Annotated in this window: 19 protein-coding genes; 2 read left to right on the top strand and 17 right to left on the bottom strand. The window is 41.7% G+C overall.

The window, feature by feature from the left end; translation table 11 throughout:
* Positions 1 to 78: 78 nt before the first annotated feature.
* From V6W81_RS13945 to V6W81_RS13910, 8 genes are all read right to left on the bottom strand, one after another.
* Positions 79 to 717 carry an NAD(P)-dependent oxidoreductase gene (locus V6W81_RS13945; protein ID WP_338543807.1) on the bottom strand — a complete coding sequence of 213 codons (639 nt, stop codon included), beginning with the start codon at positions 715 to 717 and terminating at the stop codon, positions 79 to 81.
* A gap of 99 nt (positions 718 to 816) precedes the next feature.
* Entirely contained in the window at positions 817 to 1,125 is a 309-nt protein-coding gene (locus V6W81_RS13940; RefSeq protein WP_338543806.1) for a hypothetical protein, read from the bottom strand.
* 496 nt (positions 1,126 to 1,621) lie between these two features.
* On the bottom strand, positions 1,622 to 2,038 hold the full coding sequence (locus V6W81_RS13935) for a hypothetical protein (RefSeq protein ID WP_338543805.1): 417 nt from the start codon (positions 2,036 to 2,038) through the stop codon (positions 1,622 to 1,624).
* 33 nt (positions 2,039 to 2,071) lie between these two features.
* The gene (locus tag V6W81_RS13930) at positions 2,072 to 3,475 is read right to left on the bottom strand and encodes a PQQ-binding-like beta-propeller repeat protein (RefSeq protein WP_338543804.1); all 1,404 of its coding nucleotides are present in this window, start codon (positions 3,473 to 3,475) and stop codon (positions 2,072 to 2,074) included.
* Positions 3,476 to 3,622: 147 nt separating this feature from the next.
* Positions 3,623 to 4,090, bottom strand: coding sequence for a hypothetical protein (locus tag V6W81_RS13925; protein WP_338543803.1), 468 nt, complete (start codon positions 4,088 to 4,090; stop codon positions 3,623 to 3,625).
* 367 nt (positions 4,091 to 4,457) lie between these two features.
* Positions 4,458 to 5,183, bottom strand: a complete 726-nt coding sequence (locus V6W81_RS13920; protein WP_338543802.1) for a DUF1361 domain-containing protein — start codon at positions 5,181 to 5,183, stop codon at positions 4,458 to 4,460.
* Positions 5,184 to 5,678: 495 nt separating this feature from the next.
* Complete coding sequence (locus V6W81_RS13915; RefSeq protein WP_338543801.1) at positions 5,679 to 6,674, bottom strand: Gfo/Idh/MocA family protein; 996 nt, start codon at positions 6,672 to 6,674, stop codon at positions 5,679 to 5,681.
* 1 nt (position 6,675) lies between these two features.
* Complete coding sequence (locus V6W81_RS13910) at positions 6,676 to 7,695, bottom strand: Gfo/Idh/MocA family oxidoreductase (protein WP_338543800.1); 1,020 nt, start codon at positions 7,693 to 7,695, stop codon at positions 6,676 to 6,678.
* A gap of 180 nt (positions 7,696 to 7,875) precedes the next feature.
* Here V6W81_RS13910 and V6W81_RS13905 point away from each other — a divergent pair, with 180 nt between their 5' ends.
* Positions 7,876 to 8,742: a MurR/RpiR family transcriptional regulator gene (locus V6W81_RS13905; protein ID WP_056691767.1), complete on the top strand. Its 867-nt coding sequence runs from the start codon at positions 7,876 to 7,878 to the stop codon at positions 8,740 to 8,742.
* A gap of 97 nt (positions 8,743 to 8,839) precedes the next feature.
* Here V6W81_RS13905 and V6W81_RS13900 read toward each other — a convergent pair whose 3' ends face one another.
* Both V6W81_RS13900 and V6W81_RS13895 read right to left on the bottom strand, forming a co-directional pair.
* Entirely contained in the window at positions 8,840 to 9,520 is a 681-nt protein-coding gene (locus V6W81_RS13900; RefSeq protein WP_338543799.1) for a hypothetical protein, read from the bottom strand.
* A gap of 188 nt (positions 9,521 to 9,708) precedes the next feature.
* On the bottom strand, positions 9,709 to 10,650 hold the full coding sequence (locus V6W81_RS13895) for a helix-turn-helix transcriptional regulator (RefSeq protein WP_338543798.1): 942 nt from the start codon (positions 10,648 to 10,650) through the stop codon (positions 9,709 to 9,711).
* A gap of 122 nt (positions 10,651 to 10,772) precedes the next feature.
* Here V6W81_RS13895 and V6W81_RS13890 point away from each other — a divergent pair, with 122 nt between their 5' ends.
* Positions 10,773 to 11,228 carry a VOC family protein gene (locus V6W81_RS13890; RefSeq protein ID WP_338543797.1) on the top strand — a complete coding sequence of 152 codons (456 nt, stop codon included), beginning with the start codon at positions 10,773 to 10,775 and terminating at the stop codon, positions 11,226 to 11,228.
* A gap of 1,178 nt (positions 11,229 to 12,406) precedes the next feature.
* On the opposite strand, the gene V6W81_RS13885 is transcribed toward V6W81_RS13890, so the two are convergent.
* From V6W81_RS13885 to V6W81_RS13855, 7 genes are all read right to left on the bottom strand, one after another.
* Positions 12,407 to 13,777 (bottom strand): sensor histidine kinase, encoded by a 1,371-nt coding sequence (locus V6W81_RS13885; RefSeq protein WP_338543796.1) that lies wholly within the window; start codon positions 13,775 to 13,777, stop codon positions 12,407 to 12,409.
* Positions 13,774 to 14,448 (bottom strand): response regulator transcription factor, encoded by a 675-nt coding sequence (locus V6W81_RS13880; RefSeq protein WP_056691784.1) that lies wholly within the window; start codon positions 14,446 to 14,448, stop codon positions 13,774 to 13,776. Before V6W81_RS13880 ends, V6W81_RS13885 begins: the two co-directional genes overlap by 4 nt.
* A 243-nt stretch (positions 14,449 to 14,691) precedes the next feature.
* On the bottom strand, positions 14,692 to 15,558 hold the full coding sequence (locus V6W81_RS13875) for an amidohydrolase family protein (protein WP_338543795.1): 867 nt from the start codon (positions 15,556 to 15,558) through the stop codon (positions 14,692 to 14,694).
* Positions 15,555 to 18,686 (bottom strand): GNAT family N-acetyltransferase, encoded by a 3,132-nt coding sequence (locus V6W81_RS13870; RefSeq protein ID WP_338543794.1) that lies wholly within the window; start codon positions 18,684 to 18,686, stop codon positions 15,555 to 15,557. The genes V6W81_RS13875 and V6W81_RS13870 overlap by 4 nt, the downstream gene beginning before the upstream one ends.
* 168 nt (positions 18,687 to 18,854) lie before the next feature.
* The gene (locus tag V6W81_RS13865; protein WP_338543793.1) at positions 18,855 to 20,009 is read right to left on the bottom strand and encodes an NAD(P)/FAD-dependent oxidoreductase; all 1,155 of its coding nucleotides are present in this window, start codon (positions 20,007 to 20,009) and stop codon (positions 18,855 to 18,857) included.
* A 155-nt stretch (positions 20,010 to 20,164) separates the two neighbouring features.
* A complete protein-coding gene (locus V6W81_RS13860) occupies positions 20,165 to 20,896 on the bottom strand; it encodes a methyltransferase domain-containing protein (protein ID WP_338543792.1) in 732 nt (243 codons plus the stop codon).
* Positions 20,883 to 22,043: a type III polyketide synthase gene (locus V6W81_RS13855; RefSeq protein ID WP_338543791.1), complete on the bottom strand. Its 1,161-nt coding sequence runs from the start codon at positions 22,041 to 22,043 to the stop codon at positions 20,883 to 20,885. The genes V6W81_RS13860 and V6W81_RS13855 overlap by 14 nt, the downstream gene beginning before the upstream one ends.
* Positions 22,044 to 22,240 lie beyond the last annotated feature (197 nt).

Genomic DNA, 22,240 nt, shown 5'->3' with positions numbered 1-22,240 from the left:
TCACACCTCAACTTCGTTTCATGTATTATGCAAGAATCACATTGCCATATAGGTCGTTCGATTTAACGCGGGTAATACTTACTCGGTGACAAAAACCTCTTTACGATCATAAGTAGAATCATTCGCTAGCTTCAGCATAAAGTCAGCCAGATTGGCTCGTGACATTTTCAACTTACGTGACTTATCGGGTTGAATTTGCACCTCATGCACATACTTCCCTGAATATGGCTCCACAGTTAGAATCGGCGGCTGAACCAGCACCCAGTTTAGACTACTTTGTTTGATTACCGCATCCTTCTCTCGATGGTCATGAAGCAGATTTCTCATCACATTAGGGACAATTAGCTTATACAACAAACCTAACTTACCAGCATCTGATCTCACACCAGCGAAGGAGATATGAACGAATTTGCCTACATCGTTCTGCTCTGATGCTTTGACCATGTTATGCATGGCTTGAATGAGTAAGGGTTCGCGTTTAAACATCCCTTTGGAGCCTATCGCTGAATAAGCTACATCATAATGTTGGGCTTTAAGCACACTGTCAACGTCTTTAAGATTCGTGATCTCGCCGGTATGGACATGAAGATTGGGATGAGTCATGTTAAGCTTAGACGGATTGCGAACAAAGGCGGTAACCTGATGCCCCTTCTTCAGTGCTCCTGCGACGATTTCGCGACCGGTTTTACCAGTGGCTCCAAAAACAATAATGTTCATAACCTTACTCCTGTCCCTGCAAAATAACTACCTTCTATCCTCTTCAATCTCATCGTGGTCTCGTTATCTTCTTAACTAATATGTTGTTCAATCACTGTCCTATCCTTCAACAATATCAGCACGCAGATCCGTTGCGATCTCAATCATCTTCGGAACGACTGCTTCATTGGAGATTGCCACATACAGATCTCCCGAGAATAAACGAAATGGAATTTCGTTACCCTCATGCGACCACATGAAAAAATCTCCGTCAATCGACATGATACTCTCAGGCCCTTTTACATGTAAAACGGCAGAGTACGCAAATTCATCTTTGTTCGCAAAATACTGCTTGCATTCCTCCAAAGTGATTGCTTGTTCCGCGTTATTCTCCTGCATGGTTCTTGTAATACGATATCGTTGATTCATTTATAGACCTCCTATATATAGCTTTCTTATTTAGGTTATTTAGGGACTGTTCCCCCATATCCATTTCTCACAACACAACATTTTCTCATTCTCTGAATCTAAAGTCAAAAAAACGACTGTATAAGCCAAAGTTCTGGCAAATGCAGTCGTGTTCGTTGAGTAAGCTTCTCATTTTATTAGAAATATGTGTATTTAAAATCAATTTGGCTAATCTTCCAGCGATCATCCACATACTCAAACATCAACGTCCTAGTGACCCAGGTGTGGAGCGCAAAGTAAGATAGCTGAGTCATCACAGCTTCGGAATGGTAGATATTCGGATAGGTGACTGCACTTTGATGTTTGGAATCAAATTGGATTCGAAAAGGCAAATACAATTTCTAAATATTGGTACAATCTTCGCTACTACTTATCGATGAATAAAAACCGCAGCACTGAATACTTCAGAGCCACGGTTTAGTTATTTACATCACATTTAGACGAGCAAGAACGTAGACTAAGTTTTAGTAATATATGTTTCATATAAAACACTAAAGGTCAGCGTAGATATAAATGGCGATATGGCTAGCACAAATCCAGTTTCATAAAATGCACTAAGCGCAAGGTAAAATAAAACACTTACGATCCCGGCGATTATAACATCGTTCACGATGACATTCGAAGTGTGTCTTTTCTTTGGTAATCGTTCTCTGAACCAAACTAGGACTGTGGTGAGCAATACGAATACGATAAACACAGGTATGCTGATATAAGCCAGATAAAATAGGATGCTCGCTCGGTCACTCATATCCACGCCGGCGTGAGGGTCAGTGAACATGACTCCACCATATATGCCAACAGCGATTAGCGTGACGATTACATTAGAGATTAGAAAACGTGAAAAAGACTGTATTCCATCACTGGTTCGATTCAATACAAATATCCACCTTCATTGGGCTCGGAGAGCTTATTTCAGAACTGCTGGTAATTTCACGCCGAGAATCTTGCCTTCGGTCTGAATAATGAGCATCCCATCCGTTTTTAGCGTTTTATGATGCAGATCTCCTCCGGTTGCTACCCGGAAAAGAGGCTTCGCTGACAGCATATCGATGCCAAGCAAGGAACCGTTGCGCTGTGCTCGATACATGCCTTTACCATAGACATCAATCTGGGAAATAGGTGCATCCCCTAACCATTTGACCTCCTGACCATTCGCCAGCTTAATACCAGTCAGTTCTCCTGTCGTATAGTTCTTATAGATCAGCCGTTCTTGAACGATGCCGATCAACTCTAGATTGTCACCATGAGGTCGCTGTAATGTTCGCAAAGGAGCTTCTCCTTTTTTGTAGGCGTTTAGCGAATACTCTGCTATTTTATCCCCCTGTTCAATGTACAATTTATCTTGGTTCGCCAATATACTGCCTCGACCATTCGCATACGGTGGTTCTCCAGCCATTTTCCAGGAATACTCCTGACTGCCTTTCAACACACCCGTCTTCAGATTGTACACATTGACCTTCCAGGTTCGATTAGGGTTTGAATCGTATTCTTCCAGCATTGGCGAGTAATAGTCGATCGAATACACAAGACCATTTTTAATTTGCAGAGCTTCCCCTTGACCAAATTCACTCCATAGCTTCTTGCCTGTTTTCTTGTCATACGCATTGAGTTGAATCGATGAAAGTGCACCTTGTACATTGAAAGTTCGCAGCACAACCCCATTAGACTCCTCTAAATACGCTGTACCATTCCCTTCACCCAACGGTTCATTCGCCTTCCAGCGTAGCTTCCCTGACTTCATATCAAATGCAAAAGTTGTACTTCCATTAATCACATAGAATGTATCCGTCTTAGGAATTAAAGCTTCGGTACGCAGCATTGCATCAATACTCGTGGATGTGCCAGACTGCCACTTTACCTTACCTGTCTTAGCAGTCAGTGCGTATGGTTTATGATCAGCACTTAATCCGTAGAGAGTCCCATCCTTGTAAGTGATGAATGGTATTAGTTTTTTGCCATACGTCCATAACTGTTTCCCTGTTTTGGCATCGAGTGTAACCAACTTCGAGCCTACAAATGTAAATACCTTACCCTCTTCGGCAATAGCACTACCATCTAAGTAAGCTTCGTTCATCTTAAGATAATTATCTGCTTTGGCACTCCATGATGCTTTAACCTCAGGTACGGAGTAGCTATTATATGAATGCCAGTTGCGCACCGAAATATCAGAAGCTTCTGCATGGGCTTGAGTTGGTAATACGCCGAGGACTCCATAAGCTGCAAACATAGCAGCCGTAACGCCTGCCATGACAGGCTTAATTAATCGTGTTTGGCGAAATGAGTTCATACGGTGATTCTGTTTATTGGACATGATAGATATACCTCCTAGTCTAAATACTTGCATATATGACCACATAAACATAACGCGATGATCAATGATAAAGTTGCAAATTTTGTAATTAACAAATAAAACACTAAAAAAGCCACCGTTGGGTGACTTTTTAAATCCATAAGTTGTTTAGACGTTTTGCTTTGGATCATCCATAGCTCTGCGGTTATGAAACATGCCTTGCAATACTAATTGAACGACGAGAAAAATCATTGCACCAGTAATTGAAAGGGTACTGAAAAATAGAATTGAATCCACTCTACGAAAGAAAATGGAGATCATTATTCCACTGACTACACCAAGCAATAGATAAGCGATTACGAACGTTAATAACCCTTTTACACCTTTAGAATGGAATTTATTAAATATCATTGTATCAATAAATGGAGACACCATTAAGCCTATAATGATAAACACAAAGAATAACGGAACGACTTGGATGGCAAATATTCCACCGAAGGAATAATAGCCTACGTCAGATACTCGATCAGATTCGGGTGTATAGGCTCTCCAAGATCCATACAAACTCAAGATTAGTGTCGAGACGAAAACTGCGATGATCTTCATCCCAATATATCGGTAATCCTTAGCATACATCTATCCCTCACCTCCACAACACTGGATCATCCTCTGTTATCTCTATTAATTTCTTATTGTTTCTCCGTACACAACATGCCAATGTAGATGCTTGGAATCTTGATACTTTCCTATATTCGTGACAATTTTGCTCGCCCCGTATTCGGAGATTAATCTTGCAGAAACCTGTGAAACAACTTCCATCATCTCAATTAACAACATATGATCCTGCTCTTTCATTAGACTAATTAATGATTTCGGTTTCCATTACGGTCGTTACTTTTGTTTTACCGTTCAATACCTCGTCACAATAAAAATCGTTCGTCATCTACTCACGCTCCTAATTCAAGTTTATCAGTTACTGCAATACTGTTTGCCAAATATTATTCTAGTGATTATTAGATCTCTCTTCTTGCTTACTCGATCTCGCAGTCAACAAACCTATAATCACGTATCCAAAAACTTGGATTGTAAACAGAATAGCAACAAATTCTATTAATATACCTCGTCCCGAGCTTATATCCGTCATGAGATCTCTCAGAATCTGTTCAGGTTGAGATAATAAATCCCAACTGTTCCATCGATTGAATCGCCCAATATATACACCTAAACTACTCAGCAGAATAATAACAGCAATAATCAACATGCTACTCACTCTGCTCATCATTCGATTTAACAATCGGTGAACTTGATGTATTGAACATATGGAGAGGAATAGACCAATGATAGCTACTCCAAAGGTTACCGTCAGACTATACCAGAAGTCCATTTGGAACCAAAATCTTGCTTCCCCTTGTGCATCCAAATATCGAAATGAATGTATTATTTCCGTGAACAGATACGCAGAATTCGGAAGGAAGAAAAGCCAAACAACACTCAGCAGTCCTATGCCAATAAGGCTGAGCTTAGTTATCTTTTTACTGGATATATATCTGATAATAGTCGATAAAATGAAAGGAACCCATGCTAAGAACACATCCCAGCTCAGGAAGTTGAACATGTTCTTGTCTGACTGGACACGTAAATAATGAGCCAACCCAAGACAACATAGCGTTGCAAGCACCAACACACTAATTAATCTTAGATCTTCAACAGCTGTCTTATTATTATTCATAAATACTCCTTAACCAAGGTTGCTTGAAACTCTGTGTAGTGTGAGATAGAACGCTATAACATTGAAAATTTACATTCCATTCAAATGATTTCTTATATTCATTTCACTCATTTTCCAACCTTCATTTGCTTTCGTTACAGTATGGATACTTGTATGATCCCCTTTTCAACTAACCCACGTTGGCTCCAGCCACCGCGATATCCTTCCTCATCCGCGCCATGTCTTACTAGATATATCTTCAAGATAATCCACCCTCTTTAATTATTGTTCGTAAGTCTGTTTCACCTTAAGAGATCTAAATCGGCACCTTTCCAATATTATACAACCTCTAATATAACCCAGAGATGTAGGTTTGCGAAGGGAAATATGGATCAGTTATCATACTTCCACTCCTCTGTTTACACTGTTACTTTCAAAAAAACAAAGACCGCTCCCGGTAACATACCAGGATACGGTCAAGTCGTCTGAATCTATTGTCAACTCTGTTGCTCTTTATTAGTGGCGTAATCGATCCGAACCAAAAACAAGATTGGCTGATTGCTTGGCCTGCTCTACAACCTGCATTACTTTTTCACTATGCTCAAGCATTTGAGCTGCTTTGTTCCAATCCAGCTCACGAATCATTCGATCAAATTCCACGAATTCATCATACATACGATGAGCATGATCTTTTTGATCTACACGGATCGGCTCTTGCTTATTAAGGACATAATTATAGCTATCGACGATATTCGCAGAACTTGCCATATGAATATACCCTTTGTTTCCTTGAATGTTTACGGAATTGGGAGCTGTGCTATCTTTAGAACCTATGCAGACACACTTGAAATCACCGTAATCTAGGAACAAAATGCCTGATGTATCAATGTCTCGCTCCATGTTAGGCCAGTATTCTACTCTCTCAGGACTGCCGAACAGACCTACAACGAGGTGAATGTTATATAAGTTAATATCCATTAATGCCCCACCAGACATCTCTGGATTAAATGCTGGCAAGACCTCGCCTGCTTGGAAAGCAGCATAACGTGATGAGTATTGTGAGTAATTACATTCGACAATTTTGATATCTCCTAATTGAGGGATGTGATCCTTCATGGACAGGTAGTTTTTTGAATATTGATTGGTTATCGCTTCGACCAGAATTAACTGTTTCTGCTCAGCTAACTCTTTCAGTTCCAGGAACTCGGACAGATTCGATGTAAAAGGTTTCTCGCAAATGACATGTTTGCCGTGTGACAACGCTTCTTTGGCATAATCGTAATGAAGGTGATTCGGCAGTCCGATATACACCGTATCTACGTCATGATCGTTTAACATCTCACTATAATTGGAATACACTTGCTCAATGCTATATTGTTGTTGCAGCAAACGTAATTTTTCCTCATGACTTGGTCTAGAGCTTATTGCTTGCAACGTTATAGTAGGAATGTCCTTAATAAAACTCAATAGATCCTGAACAATCATACCTGCTCCAACGATTCCTAGTTTCATCTTAGCTACATCCTTTCATGCCATTCTCTAAGATTTCCATGGCTAATATGGTTTCTTCGTCACGGATTACTTTATCTCGGCCATTTACGATGGCTTGATAAATATCGTCATACACCCGAGCATAATCGCCTTTTTCGGAAATTACTTTTTCCTCATGGTACGTTCCATCATCATCCACATACGTAAGCACGCCATAGTGCTGAGGCAGATCAATCCCAAAATCATCATGCCCTTTAGGAAGATAAAATAATTTCAAATGCTCCTCTTGGCGATCCTCTGTTTGCTTCACAAAAACACCCTTTTTACCATATACCACAAAGCTTGGCCTTGGCTTCAGACGGAAAAAGCTTGATTTTACAGATACTTTGAGTGAATTGTAATAGAAGTCCAGATCAAAATAATCATTCATTCTGCCGGGGCCTAACAACTGACGAACATCATAATGGATACGGTCTGGTTTACCGAAATAAGAGAGGACTTGATCAATCGTGTGCACACCATGTCCATATAGATAACTATTGTATTTGGAGAACTGGGAGACTGCGTTAGGTATTTCAGGTCGATAATAATCGTAATGCATTTCAACTTCCAGGAGATCCCCAAGCTTGCCGGATTCAATCACTTTCTTAGTTGTCAGGAAGTCAGAGTCATACCGTCTATTTTGATAACATTGAATGACCAGATTCTTTTCTTTTGCATATTGGAAAATAGACACGGCTTCTTCTTTTGTTAACATAAAAGGCTTCTCAACGAGTACATGTTTGCCATGATCCAGTGCCATCTTGGCATAATTGTAATGTGACTCTGTATGGGTACAGATGACAATTAATTGAATGTCTTGATCGTTCATCAGAGATGAAATGTCATCCGTATACTGAACACCTGGTACTCTCTCCCATTCTGCTTTCTCCAAGCTGCGTGCATAAATGGTTTTGACGTTCAGCTCATCCCGGTTCAGTGAGAACGGAAGATGATATCGATTCGTGCTTTTTCCATTACCGATGTATCCAATGTTCAACATAAGGTTTCCTCCTCAGAGTCTTTTCATTTATTATAGAATAAGACGGTCTTGCGTAAAGACTTTGACGCGATAACGGTACTTTCGATCATTATGTACAAGCTACACGGGTATATTTCTGAACAAAATGTTTATTCTCTAATCTTTGATCCACGTTAATTTACAGAAGCTGGAGTGATCCTGTTGAACATCCTAATGCAGTTATCCGAAATGCAGAACTTTACACCGAATGAACAAAGCATCGCATCCTACATATTGAAGCACAAAGAGCATGTTCTCCAACTAAGTATTCAAGAGCTCGCCAAAGCAACATATACATCTCACTCGGCCATCCATCGCCTAACGCAAAAGTTAGGTCTTACGGGATTCAAAGAGTTTACCATTACGCTTGCCCGAGAGTTTCAGCAAAGTACACAGTCCATCTCCAACGTGAATCCTAACTATCCATTTGGCTCAGGTGAATCTTCACTTCAGGTGGCACAAGAGATTGCAGAGCTGATGAAGGAAACCATTGAAAAGAACGTTGCATATATGGACGACGAGCTCCTATCACAGACAGCACATCTGCTGAATAATGCCAATCGGATCTTCATCTATGCACAGGGGGATTCACAAATTCGGGCAAAAAGTTTTCAAAATAAATGTTTTAAAATTAATAAGTATGTCGTCATTGCGACAGAGTTATCTGAATGGATTTATCACACCATTAATTTAACTTCGAAGGATTGTGCTATTTTCCTAACGTATCATGGGATCTCACCGAATTATGTTCAAGTGGCGCAGCACTTCAACCGTGAGAATATCCCGTTCATCACCATTACAGCAAGTAACCAGAGTGAGTTAGCCAAACTCAGTACGTATTGCATTCGAGTACCTAATGATGAGGAAAAGCTCGCTAAGATTGGTACATTCTCGTCACAGATTGCTTTTGAATACGTATTGAACGTTCTCTACTCTTGCATCTACAAAATTGATTACTTGAAGAATATGCATACAACAACGGAGTCACTTAAGAAGTTCCAAATGAACAATGTGATGAAGGATATTTAATTCCCAAAACTTCGCTAATCTGACTCGACTAATTGAGGAAATATTAAAAAAAAAGGCTATCCCGTTGATCGAGATAGCCTCTTTTACATATGCTCCATTACATGCCTGCCGCGGATTTGATCCGTTGTCTTTGCGTAACAATTAGTTCATTTAACCGCGCTGTTCCAAACGCTCCTGCCGAGAATGCATTCGCTTTAGGATAATACACCATACGCATAGATGTACCATCTTGAAGATACACACGCAGGAAGATACCATAGTCATGTTTTGCTTTTTTATATACTTCGTCAAAGCCAACATAGGGTAAAGGCAATAACTCGTTTACAAATTCTGATGTTGCTTCTTGAGGGAAATCACCGATTACACTTCCATCATTCCCACTTTCCAAGCTGATCTTCTCTACTTTAGATTCGATGTCCATCAGATCGCCCATCGTTTCTGCCTTAGGATTGTCACTCACCTGATACATTCTGTCATTGGCAACTACACGAAATTGCGGCCGATAACCATTTAATTCATATATAGACGTACCGACTGAAAGGAATGCAGCGTCTCCATTTTGCACAACATGATCTGAACAAGCTTGTTCACTCAGTGTAAATGTAACTTCACCAACCTTGTCCCCAATGAGCTCAGGCTCAATTGGAGTTGCATCTGACTCTCGATCATTTAATGTGTAAGTAATATCATTAATCATTAGGAAATCCGCCATATTAATGTTTCCTGTTACACACGGCGATGAAGTGCTTGAACTGTCTGAAGCGCCTAATGACGACATTTCTCCATCATCCTCAGTGCTACAGCTGGTTAACATTATGGATACAAGAAATATACAAACCAGTTTCACTCCATATTTAAACGACCTCATTCTCTCACCTCAATCTATATGACGGAAGTTAGATTACCAAAGTTACAAGTATATGAGAAAAATGTTATCTAGACACATGTAACTACTCCGACTACTCATTAAAGTTTGAGGTAGTGGCTCACAAGATTCTCCATATGTTGTACCATCATCTGTTTGAACGAGTTCGGCTTCACCGCAATGATGGAACTTCCAAACCTCATGAAATAATTCGTGATAAAGCTCTCTTCCCCAGAGTTATAATATCCTCTAATGATCGTCCTCTCCCCAAGCTCTATACTCATGGATGGATAATTCTCTTTATAAAACAGATCTTTAGCCTGTTCTGTAATCTCAACCTCATACTGAATGCTATTATCGGACTTGTATGCGTTTAACGAACGGTGAAGTAAATCATCAATAGAGTACTGTGTTTCACTATTCTCTTCTTGGAGTGAAGTGATTCGATCACAGCGAAATACCTTCGTCTGATGAGCCTTTATGTCGATGCCACTAGCGTACCATTGCCCAAATTTTGCTGATATTTTGTAAAATTGAACTTGGTAGCTCGTTTTCTGCTGATCTTTCACATATTGGATCACACAAGTATTCTCATGAAGAATACTCTTCAGAATTCGATCCAAATAGTAACTTACATGGTGATGCTGGCTCACTTCGAATTGCAGGACTTTTTTCATCAATTGAATCTGCTGTAGTTGCTTCTGAGATAGACAGGCTTCGAACTTCTCGTTCAGCTGCTTAACACTTAGATGAAAGGGTGTGGATTGATAGGAGTCTAGTGTGAGCATCGCAAAATAAAGTGCATACACCTCATCCATGGTGAATAGGATCGGTGCTAACAATTGATGCTGCAGTATTCCATACCGCCCATACCTGCCATACTCGGCATAGATCGGCACACCTAATTGCTCCAAGGAATCAATGTCCCGTAGGGCTGTGCTCTTGGAAATATCATATTTCTCCATCAGATCATGCAAATTAAAAAACTCACGATCGTTTAAGAATCTAAGCATGTCATTTAATCGTTCTGATTTTTTCATCATTATCTCCCTATAAAGGTTTCATGTTTTGACACCTTTATCAAGCATAATGAGTTCAAGGAGATATATCAAATCGATTAGATCATATCTACCTGAGTTAACTGATATATAAGGAGATGCATACGATGAGTGCAACATTAGAGGTAGCCATTTTTCTATCCATGAACGGGAAGGCAAAGGAGGCCATTCACTTCTACAAAACACATTTTGGCGCAGAAGAACGATTCCGGGTAACGTATCAAGACATGGCGGAACGCGATCACGCGATACAACTTACGGATGACAACAGAAATTATATCTCCCATTCCGTCTTACAGCTTGGCAGCACCAAAATTATGATTGCGGAAGATCCCATGAATATCAATGAGCCATACCACGTTGGAAATAACACTTCATTATGTATTCAAAGTGCTGATATAGAAGAAATCGAACGTTTCTACCATAGCCTTGTATCTGATCAGCGGGTGAAAATCATTGCCCCGTTATCCAGTAATGTATTTAGCAAGGCATATGGCGTTGTGGAAGATCCCTTCGGCATTCAGATTCAACTGATGTATGATGATCGATTGAAATCCTTGTAAACCAGTGAGGTTGGTCGATGCCCTTTAGTAAGCGTAAGATTCGAATTCCCCATCACGACACTATATGATCCGGCGTTTCTAACGAACTCAGTCAGCCTTATTTGCAGGAAAATTGCATTCCGGAAATACTAACGAATCGTTGACACGCTAATATGCCTTTTGGGCATAAGAATCGGATTTTTTCTGTGGTTTTTCATACTGTAACGTGTCTGAGATTCGTTATGTTGTCCATCCGTTTGAGATACGGGTGAATAAGCTTTCTCAGATTCGTTCAGCAACGACTACACTGCTTCTGACGATCCAGTGAATGGCCTGAAACAATGATGTCATTCATCGGAATGGATGCTTGTTGCTCATTCGTCATATTTCAGATTAATGGACATTAATCTATTCGTTTTAAGACAAATTGTAAAATTATTCAATCAGAAATTCATTCATCACCCCCTCTATCTTCCATATCTTGTGTTATACTGGTAGACTCGTAGAGTTGGCTAAGTCGATCCATTGAATAAAAGACACAAGATAACAAAGAAAGGTAGTACATGTGCGGCTTGAAGAGAGCCAAATGGGCTATTAGGTATCGTTGATGAAGAAAAAATTAACTACTCTCGTCCTTTGCATTATTGCGGTTACTACAACCAAAGTGTTGTATCACTTGTTCCGAGGTACACTTGACAACGTAAACTGGATTGAATTTTTAGTTTATATTTTGACGATAGTGGCTGTCTTCGCAGTAATGAGTATATTAGATCTAATAGATCGTAGAAGAAATCTCTAGATCAGACGAACCTCAATTAGACTGCAAAAACAGTAATAGCTAATAACTAAAATGCTAGCAGCTGTGATTCATAGCGAATAAGCAGAAAAATCGCCCATGCGGCGATTTTTTCGTATTACAGATATTCAACCTACTATATACCTGCAACTTAACTAGATTTACATTCCTCTATACTCACCGGTTCAACCCTTTCAAACAAAAACGAGGCACCACTTAAATACTCTTTAATATAAGCTTGAGCGTAGGGTTGCTCACCAATTAAGTTCACGATTTCAGATTTATTGGGCGCATGAAATGCTACAACTCCCACGCAAGTATGCTTGTATAGGAGCCATAACATGTACAAATCTGTCCTCTATTGGCTGAACGATATGCAGTTCACTTGTATATGAAAACAAATCTAATGATCTGCAGTGGTTGCCACTGGCAGTGTAACAATGAAAGTCGTTCCTTGATCAGGTACACTTTCAACTCGAATGTCACCTTGATGAAGCGATACAATCTGCTTGGTGATCGCGAGTCCCATACCACTACCTTCATATTTACGACTATGGGAGCGATCTGCTTTGAAGAAGCGTTCGAATATACGTTTTTGGTCTTCAAGAGAAATGCCAATTCCCGCATCGGATATGCGCACAGTCACTTGATCACTTTCTTGTTGCATATGAACATGGATTGCGCCGCCATCACTAGAGAATTTGATGCCATTACCAATGATATTTGTCCATACTTGATCTAATTGATCATGATCAGCCATGACTTGGACAGGCTCTAATTTGAGTTCAAAATGAATATTACGAGCTGACCACTGAGGTTGAAGCGCCACAATTACCCTGCGGATCTGTTCATCAAGACTAAGCGTACGAAGTCGCATATGCTGCGACTGTGATTCAAGCATACTCAGCTTAAGCAAGCTATCACTCATTTTGGACATCCGCTTCGCTTCCGAAATAATAATATTCAGGTACCGCGTGCGTTCATGCTCTTCGAGGCTTACATTCTTAAGTGCTTGTGCGTAGCCAGAAATTGAAGTGAGCGGGGATTGAACCTCATGTGAGACGTTCGCGACAAACTCCCTCCGCATCTGTTCCAGCTGCTGGAGGTCATGCGTCATTTCTTCAAAACTACGCGCCAGTGTACCGAGCTCACCACTTTGCTTAATGTTCAGCTTGAGATTGAAATCTCCTGCTGCAATCCGTTTTGTAGCTTGGGTCAGCTTTTTAATCGGTCTAACTAGAAATACGGAAGCAATCAGTATCAACAAGCTGCCCGTTATTAAGGAAGTGGTCGCGAAGATTAATCCCCATGATATGACAAAAGCAGCCGAAGGCGGTGCAAGTGTTTCAAAGAACAGCGCCTTGGTTCCCATGTCCGTTTTCACTGGCAAACCGATGAGAGCCGTAGCAATTCCATTTCGTGTATCTTGCACGGCGCCTCCATTTAACACGGTCTGTAGTTGCTCTGACGTTATCTTAGCCGACTTATGTCGGTCAGAATGTCCATATGACGTAAACTCGCCTGTGGCTTCATATATCCGTATATAATAGGATTCGAGCTGCTTCATTTGACTAACGAATAAGTCAGCTTCAGATGACGGTAGCCTCTCATAGATCTGCACGACATCTTGACCAAAGTTACGCAAATTAATATTTGCATTCTCATTAAGTTGCTCCTGGAAGATCCATATTGATACAAAAAACGAGATAACTGTGCCTGCAATGACTGAGATGAGAAAGGTAAGAACTACACGTATGTACAAGGAACGAATCATTCGTTGACCTCAAGTCGGTATCCTAGCCCACGCACCGTTTCAATCCGAAAATCAGTTGTCGTCGCGAATCGTTCACGCAATCGTTTAATATGTACATCTATCGTCCGATCATCTCCGACATAATCAATGCCCCAGATCTGATCAATTAACTGCTCTCGTGTGTAGACTTGTCCCGGTGTTCCCGCGAGCTTATATAACAATTCGAATTCCTTGAGTGGCAATGTTAGTGATTCTGTACCTCGTGTCACTTTATACGTCTGCCGGTCTAATATGACATTGCCAAACTGAATCATCTGTGTTGAACCAATCTTATAACGTTTCAGCAATGCTCTCACACGAACAGTGAGCTCCAGGGGGTCAAATGGTTTGGTTAGATAATCATCCGTTCCAAGTTCAAATCCCTTCACCTTCTCCCATGTCTCTCCTCTTGCGGTAAGCATTAATAACGGAAGATCCGGATTGGCTCTTCGAAGCTCCTTGCACAGTGTCCAGCCATCCATGATCGGCATCATAATATCAAGCACGACAAGATCTACTTGTGCTGAGCCGTACACCTTCAGGGCTTGTTGGCCATCTTCTGCTTCAAGTGTCGTGAAACCGTCATTCCGTAAAAATAAACAGACAAGTTCGCGGATATTCGCATCATCATCCGCAACCAATATTGTAGGCATCGTTCTCTATCTCCTTATGTAACATCTTATAATTCAATTAAATATGATTATACTATACCTAACATTGTTGACCTCGACAAACCTCGACATTACCGAACACAATTTCTTATCTGATTTAAATTCACATATGTATAATAAAAAGCCGCCTTCAGGCGGCTTACTCTCTCTACTTCCTCTGCTTTGTATTCCTTCTTCTTGGTACTCCTCGTCATTTTAGATCACTATACCTGAAATACCTAATTGCTACAGCTCTTCCATCATCTTCGCAAGCTTTGGAAACACACGCAGTGCATTGTTATAAAATACATCCTCCCAATGAGCCTCAGGAATCAGATGCTTTACAAATTGTATATACGGCTCCAATTGAACCAGCGGCCAATCGGTTCCAAACACCAGCCGATCATATTTCTCAGCAAATACAATGGCACGGCGGAAATGATCTGTATAGGTCTGCTCCTGTAAAAGCCGCTCAACCTTCGCCGCATCTCCCACAATCCATCCGGATAGATCCGTGTAGAGATTAGGGTTTTTCTCCAGCAATGCAGCTGTGTCCATCACCCAAGGATCACCCAAATGACATAACATAAACGTCAGATTACGGTGCTTCAGAAACGTCTCTTCCATCGAGAGCGGGTGTGAATACTTCAAGAGCCCTCGATCTGAATATGTCAGTCCTCCGTGAATCACAATAGGCATCTGGTACGCTGAAGCCAGCTTGTATATAGGATCATATATCTCGTCGCCAACATTAAAGTGATAATAGCCTGCGTATAGTTTGATACCCACCACATGCTCTGAACGCAGCGATTGTTCTATTGCCTCAACCTGACCCTCTAGATGTAGAGTTAATGGATTAATTCCTATACAGGTATAGAGATGATTAGGAAGCTCTGCACTCAGATCAAGCAGCATTGGGTTAAGCGCATGGCTATCAGGAAAAGCGTCTGGAACAGTCTCGGTAACACCCATGCCCACCCCAGCAATAACACCTGCCTTATCGAATTCTTGTAGCAGACCTTTTTCACTATAATCAATCGCTGCTAAAGTCTCCGCAGTCTCTTTGAAAGCTGCAATATTAGAATAATGAACATGTGCATCTATAATCTTCATGGAATTATCCTTTCTACCTTCATAGGATCAAAACGAATATTGCGTAAGTCCTGATACGCTTCCTCAGGAGCCATCAGATCTGAAATGATATAGAACTGTGGTCTACTGAAATGCTGCTCACCATCTCGCAGCTCAAGTTCTTCCTCTACTACTGACGAAGCAATATGGTTATTAACTCGTAAGTAAACTCCGTCCATTTCCGGATGTGCCACGAAGGTGAGACGTTCTATGCGTTCTTGTGAGCTATATTGAATCATTCCGCTTGATACATCGATTCCGTATTGCACCCTTCCAGCCTTGTACGTAATGGGTTCGCCAGCATCATTTTTCACATCTATCCTCGTATCCGTAAGTTCATTGCTTGCCCGGTAGAAGGATTGATTAATATAACTGAAAGGTTTCAGCGGCACACCCATATTCTGCTCTATACGAATGGTCGTAGCAAGTACAGGTACACCTGGCAGGGTTAAATAGTAATGATGAAGCACGAGACCTCTTAATTTTGCATTCTTTTGAATCCTGACACTCATTCTAATTCCTGACCAAGCATTGCCTAGGTTATCCTCAAGCGCTATAAAGTTTGCTTCACGTTCTTCTCCAAGGATACTTGTCGTTGATAACCCATGTATTTCGCTAGAGATGCCACCAAGCCAAGGGTTCCACCATGATTTTGGCCCAGGTTCAGGATAAGAGGAATCTAGCCATTCTACACCATGATGCTTCAGAGAAAATACGGTTGGTGCAAAGGTATTGCTCGCTTGAAATTGGAGAACACCGTTGCTTACCGTAAGAACGTCACCATACTCTGTCTCATCCAACTGATAATTAACGGGGTGGTTCAAACCGGGAAATACCAACCGAGCTCGAGTGATCTCATACGTTTCCATATTCAAGTGCATTGACATCAAGTCTGCTTCTTGTCCATACTGCCAGGTCATTGGTGTTACAATGCGATTCAACGCTTGGTCTATAGACACATACTGTTTCTGCGTTGATGTACTAGCTTTTTCAGTAGAGAGTGTAATCTCGCCTTCCAAAAATGCATTCTTTTGCTCTGAGATCTCGACCTCTAACGTCCCATGTAAAAAGGGATTTCCTTGATTCACCTTCGTCTGAAGTTGAGGAATGGACTCTAGCTCTTCCACAGCTTCATTACTTTGGGCAAAGGCACGGAAATCACGCCAATTATTCCATGTCCCTAGAGCGATACGAATGGGCTTAGTCTCAATCCGGCCTCCTTGGGGGAAATGAAGCTCGTGCTCAATAGCAAAGGATCTGCCATCCACAATAAGCTGCTTATCTTTTGGCCAAGTGATGCCCCGCGTAGATTCTCCAACATCGGTGAAAATCCAATTTTCGGTCACGTTGTCCAGTTGCCAGTAATCCGCGTTTGATGCGTCTGGTCCTTGTCTTACATCGACGAATTGATCCTCATAAGGAATAACACTAATCCCAAATCCGAGATGAAATCCTTCTTTCAGAAATATAGGTTCGTCACGAGCGGTCTTGGACTTGTTCTCTACGATGTGATGACGACTTATCGTTCCATTGCTATATAATTGGATGATCTGAACTAGTTTCACCTCACTAGATGCAAGTTCATACTCAGCTTCGAGCACCATCCCCTGTTCTTGACGGCAGGTTACTCGTGTTGCACGCGTCTTCTTAAATTCAGAGACATATGGTAGACCTAATTGAGGAAAATTCAGAGTAAATGTACTTTCTTTCCACTCATAGATCGATACATTATTGTTTATTTTGTTAAGATGAACCGAATATCTCCCATTGGAAATCACCCAGTCATTTTCTGTTTCCCCTCCAAAAGCGGATTGAATTCCAGTGAACACAAGACTCGTCTCTTGTGAAAGGACGATAGAACGTTCCTCTCCAGATACGTGATATACGTCAAAATGATGATGCCAGATCCCATAGCTCAACAATTGAGCAGTGAGGGGAACTGTAAGACGACACTTCGCCGGAACCTGAATTTGAACATCGGGTTGGCTAAATGATAGGACATCATCACTTGGTATTTGAAATGCAAATACCGTATCCTCGTCATACTCATTTTCCACCGTGAAATCTAGCTCGAACCCATCACCGATATATAATGATCGTTCCGGAGCATACGCCTTAACCTTGACAGGGAACTTCGGTTCAATCCCTAGCTTGAAGGTAGCTGCTTGTCCATTGATGAGCACTTCCGCTTCAACCACAGGGTGTGTCTGAAATGCATCCTGTTCTCGTTGGATCGGATGAACCAGAAAACTACCCTCAATGTGTTCTTCTCCAACTACAGATCGTGCTTCCTGTAAATCAAACTGAATATCGGTATTGCTCACGCCCTTCACTTCAATCGTAAGGGGCTTTCCGCTTTTATTTACAGCCTCATACCTAATATTATATGTCGCACCAAACGGAAGTTTATGTTCATGCAGAATCGTTGCTTGGATTAGATAGTCATTTGTTTCAATACGTCTTAAGCCTCGTCCTGTGCGTTCATACTCCATTTTCAAACTCACATCTGCCTTACGCCATTCATATGTAAAATAATCAAAACCACGCTCTTGTCTTCCATCTGGCTCAACCAGAATCTCACGTACGCTATCTACGTACCAATCGAGTTGCTCAAAATATGGCTTCACAGCCTCGGTTTGTAAGACCGATGGGATCAGGTTCATTAGATGTGTGGTGTCGTCTCTTTTCTCCCAGAAAAAGCCACTCTTCTTATAGGTAGGAACTGCTTTGATATTTCCCGGCCACGTATACAGATCCAGCCTTGGATATCCCAGCTTCAACGTCTGTTCAATCGCACGTAACACAAGTCTCTTTCCAATTTTGTATCCATGATAATCGGGTCTAACATTAAGTAGTGGAATATACAACGCACCTTGATCCTCTTTATAATGAGAGAAGCTGCAGTACCCAACGACCTCTTCACCATCAAGTGCCAGAAACACATGAAGATGTGTGCTGTGATGATGCTCTTGGAGGATAGTCTGTTCCGTCTGGAGAGAATTATCACCACCCCAACTCTCGTGACTAGCATTCCACATATCCGCGATAGAACGGGCATATCGTGGCTCATATTCTACGATGGATATCGTAAACTCTTCCATTTTGCTCATCAGTATTCCCCTCCATGATCCACATGTCTGAAAAACTAGAATTATTTGCTATATATTCTGTTGTATTCTATCATTTATGGTTATCGTGTTCAATTTACGAGATTCGCATAATGTCTTGAAGAATATGAAAAAAGAGGCTGGCTCAGGCCACCCTCATGTTAATGACTATTATCTGTTCGTCGTATTCATATGCGGTAAACGTGTGGCTTGCACGATATAGGATGCCAAGCTAGGCATCATCTGCACAAGTTTAGGATAGTATACGTTAACTTTAGCAAAAGCCAGTTTCTGAATGGTTCTTGTTCGTTTAAGCAGTTGAGTGAATTCTTGATTGGCTGCCAAAATATACTCACTTGCCCACGCTTTATCATCCAGCTCACCTCGGAGATAACGGTCTGTGTACTGCGCGCACAACAATGAAGAACGAAGTGCGATTGACATGCCATCTCCACTTAGAGGCGGAATCATCATCATTGCATCACCGATATGAGGATATTGTGACCATGGCTCTGGTATGTTAGAGAGGTTCAGCGGTGCTATGGATACTTGCGTACCGGGAACAGCCTCTCCTTCAGCGAGCCGCTCCGCTAATCTGTTGTTGGTTTGCGATGCTGCATGTAATATATCAGGCACAGATGTCCCGCTTCCTTGTACCGTTTCCAGTGTCAACAAAGCCGCCACATTGGTTTTCCCATTTTCAATCGGAGAGATGCCAACATATCCACCTTCGCAAAAGTACAACTCCACTCTAGGTGGGATCGTGATGCCAGTAAAATGAGATTTTATTCCTACATAGACGGTTTCATCCCGTAGATCCTCTGCAGACGGAACAACTCCCCGTGGCTTCTTGGTTCCATGTGCCCCGATAACCGCTTTAGCACGATATTGAACAAGCTCTCCTGCTTGCTTGAACTGGACTTCGTAAAAGCCATCTTGCGGCTGTTGAATCTTCGTTACGGTTGATTTGGTTAATATCGTCGCTCCTGCTTCCAATGCTGCTTGATGCAAGATACGATCTAGCTCATAACGACTAATGCCATAAGCATTGCCTGGTAAAGGCGCTTCGATCTCTCCTCCGTCAGGCATAATAATCTGCGCATGATCCATCATTGTTGGCTGTAGCTTCTGTTCTAGAAGATGAATATCCAGGTATTCCAACATCTCCTTGGTCTCAGGAGACATGAATTCACCACATGTTTTGTGACGGGGAAATTCTTGACTATCCATCAAAATCACTTCATGCCCTTGCTTCGCAAGCTGCAGTGCGCACGTACTGCCAGCAATGCCTGCTCCAATGATAATGACGTCAACTTGTTTGGACACGATTACACCTGCCCTTCCTACTTAGAGTTCCACTTCCTCTAATTTGATTAATGACTGAAATGTAGAGAGTATTATCCATGTGCATCCATTCAAAAGATTTAAAGAGTACACTTTTCGGACAAGTTTTTGCAGTATAATTTGCATTTTTAATTTGTCTAGGATAGTGTCTTGACCGCATCATTCGGAATAACAACAGAATAACGAAACAGAGGTTTCCAACTGTAACTCATCGTATGATGGTTGAGCTTCTGCTTCAGTTCCTGCCAGTCCTTGCCTGTGAAACCTTTAGCAACGGATAGTGGGCCATCATGCCGAATGTAGCGATTGCGTGAGATTAAGCGTGTTGTAATCCACACAGCCGTATAGGACACCGGATGGCGATGTATATCATTAATGACCACACCGTATCTGGAGATACGCAGCATCTGGGAGACGATATCAATCAATTGTTGACCATCAAAATGATGTACAAATTGAGATCCTGTTACAATGTCAGCGGAGCCATCAGGTAAATCCATGACATCTGCACGTTGCACAATGACTCTCGGTTCATTTTGAAATAGTCGCCTTGCCTCCACACATGCCTCTTCTGTCATATCGATGAGTGTAATGTGCAGTTTAACGCCTTTTTTGTCAGACCAACGGAGTAACTTCTCATTCACATCTCCTGAACCAGCGCCAACATCCATAATGTGAAGCTCATCAGGGCAACCGATCTCTTTCCATAGTTTCTCGACACCAAATAGGGTGGGACCAGGAGCAGCGAATATTTTGTTCAGTCGCCTCAAGTGTTTGAGTGCTTCCCTTAAATCGTCACCACCCATAGAGAAATCATCCATAAGTTCATCCTCACGTGCTCTGATGGACAATGTTCTAAAGAAGGGCATGATCCTTTTCCTCCTTAACGGCTGGAGAGAACGCAGGTACGTAGGTGAACTTCATAAGCTCGGCGGTTAGACCTGGTCCAAATGCCATTGCAACACCCTCGGTAGAAGGCTTCTGCCCGGCAGCCATCTCTGCGCGCATTGCTTTTAGCACAAACAGAATTGTGTTGGAAGACAGATTACCGACCGTTCTAAGAATTTCCCGGCTATACTTCGTTTGTTCATCTTCCAGATTCATCACATTCTGCACAGCATCCACGATGCCTCTTCCTCCCGGGTGAATAGCCCAGAGTTCAGGTAATTCTTCGCTCTGAAGTAGCTGTCTAAGTTCTTCCTCGAGATGAACGCCTAATAGTTTAGGGATGCGAGGGGACAAATACAGATCATATCCGTGGTTACCTACCTCCCAAGTCATATCCTCCGTGGAGTCTGGCAGAAGAACAGAATATCCTGTTCCTAGATCAAGATAGTGTAAGTCCTGGGACTGTGGTGCACCTACGATACAGGCTGATGCTCCGTCACCGAATAACGATGCTGAGAACAACGATTCTCTTTCTTTCACCGGCTGAAAATGTAGAGTACACAATTCCACACAGACGATTAATACTTGTGATCCGGGTGCACCTTGCACGATATCCCGAGCCATTTGAATCGCTTTCAAACCAGCTGCACATCCATGAAAAATGAGAGGCATCCGATTAACACGAGGTGATAATCCCAGTTGTGGAATCAGCAAAACGTCCAGACCAGGTGAATACTGTCCTGTACAACTGACTGTGATCAGATGTGTGATTTTATCTGGAGACATATTCGCATCCTGCAATGCTTTCTGGGCAGCTTCAATGCCTAACGGAAGAGCTTCCTGTTTATATGTATTCATTCGTTCTTTGGTTGTGGGAATATCCGATTCATCGGTGGAGGGAAGATAACGACAATGTTCGAGTGTGCCGAGGTAGCTGGGTTCAACGGTGTAACGCGTGTCTACCCCGCAAGATTTAAATACCCGTTTCGCAAAACGAGCAAGATCTGGCCGATCATGAAGAGAAGAAGCAATAAGCTCAGCAATATCAGTCTGTGATACAGAATGAACGGGCAATGCCGTTCCCATTCCCAGGATAGCTGCACTGGATAAGTTCATGGAATGATTCATGAGGAACCCCCTTCTATTGGAAGAAATACATCCTTTTATGAATACCTATTACCCAATCCCTAGGTGCCGTAATCTTGAACCTATACCAGCTACTTTATTCCTTTTCCTCATATTCCATTCCGTTTCTATAATGAATCATCTGGAGTTATATGAATTACGCCAAATATTGACTCGTATGGAATTGGAACTCTATGCAA

It is taken from the genome of Paenibacillus tundrae (assembly GCF_036884255.1).
Classification (GTDB): domain Bacteria; phylum Bacillota; class Bacilli; order Paenibacillales; family Paenibacillaceae; genus Paenibacillus.
Note: the sequence above shows the minus strand (reverse complement) of the source record. Positions and strands in the feature narration are given on the sequence as shown.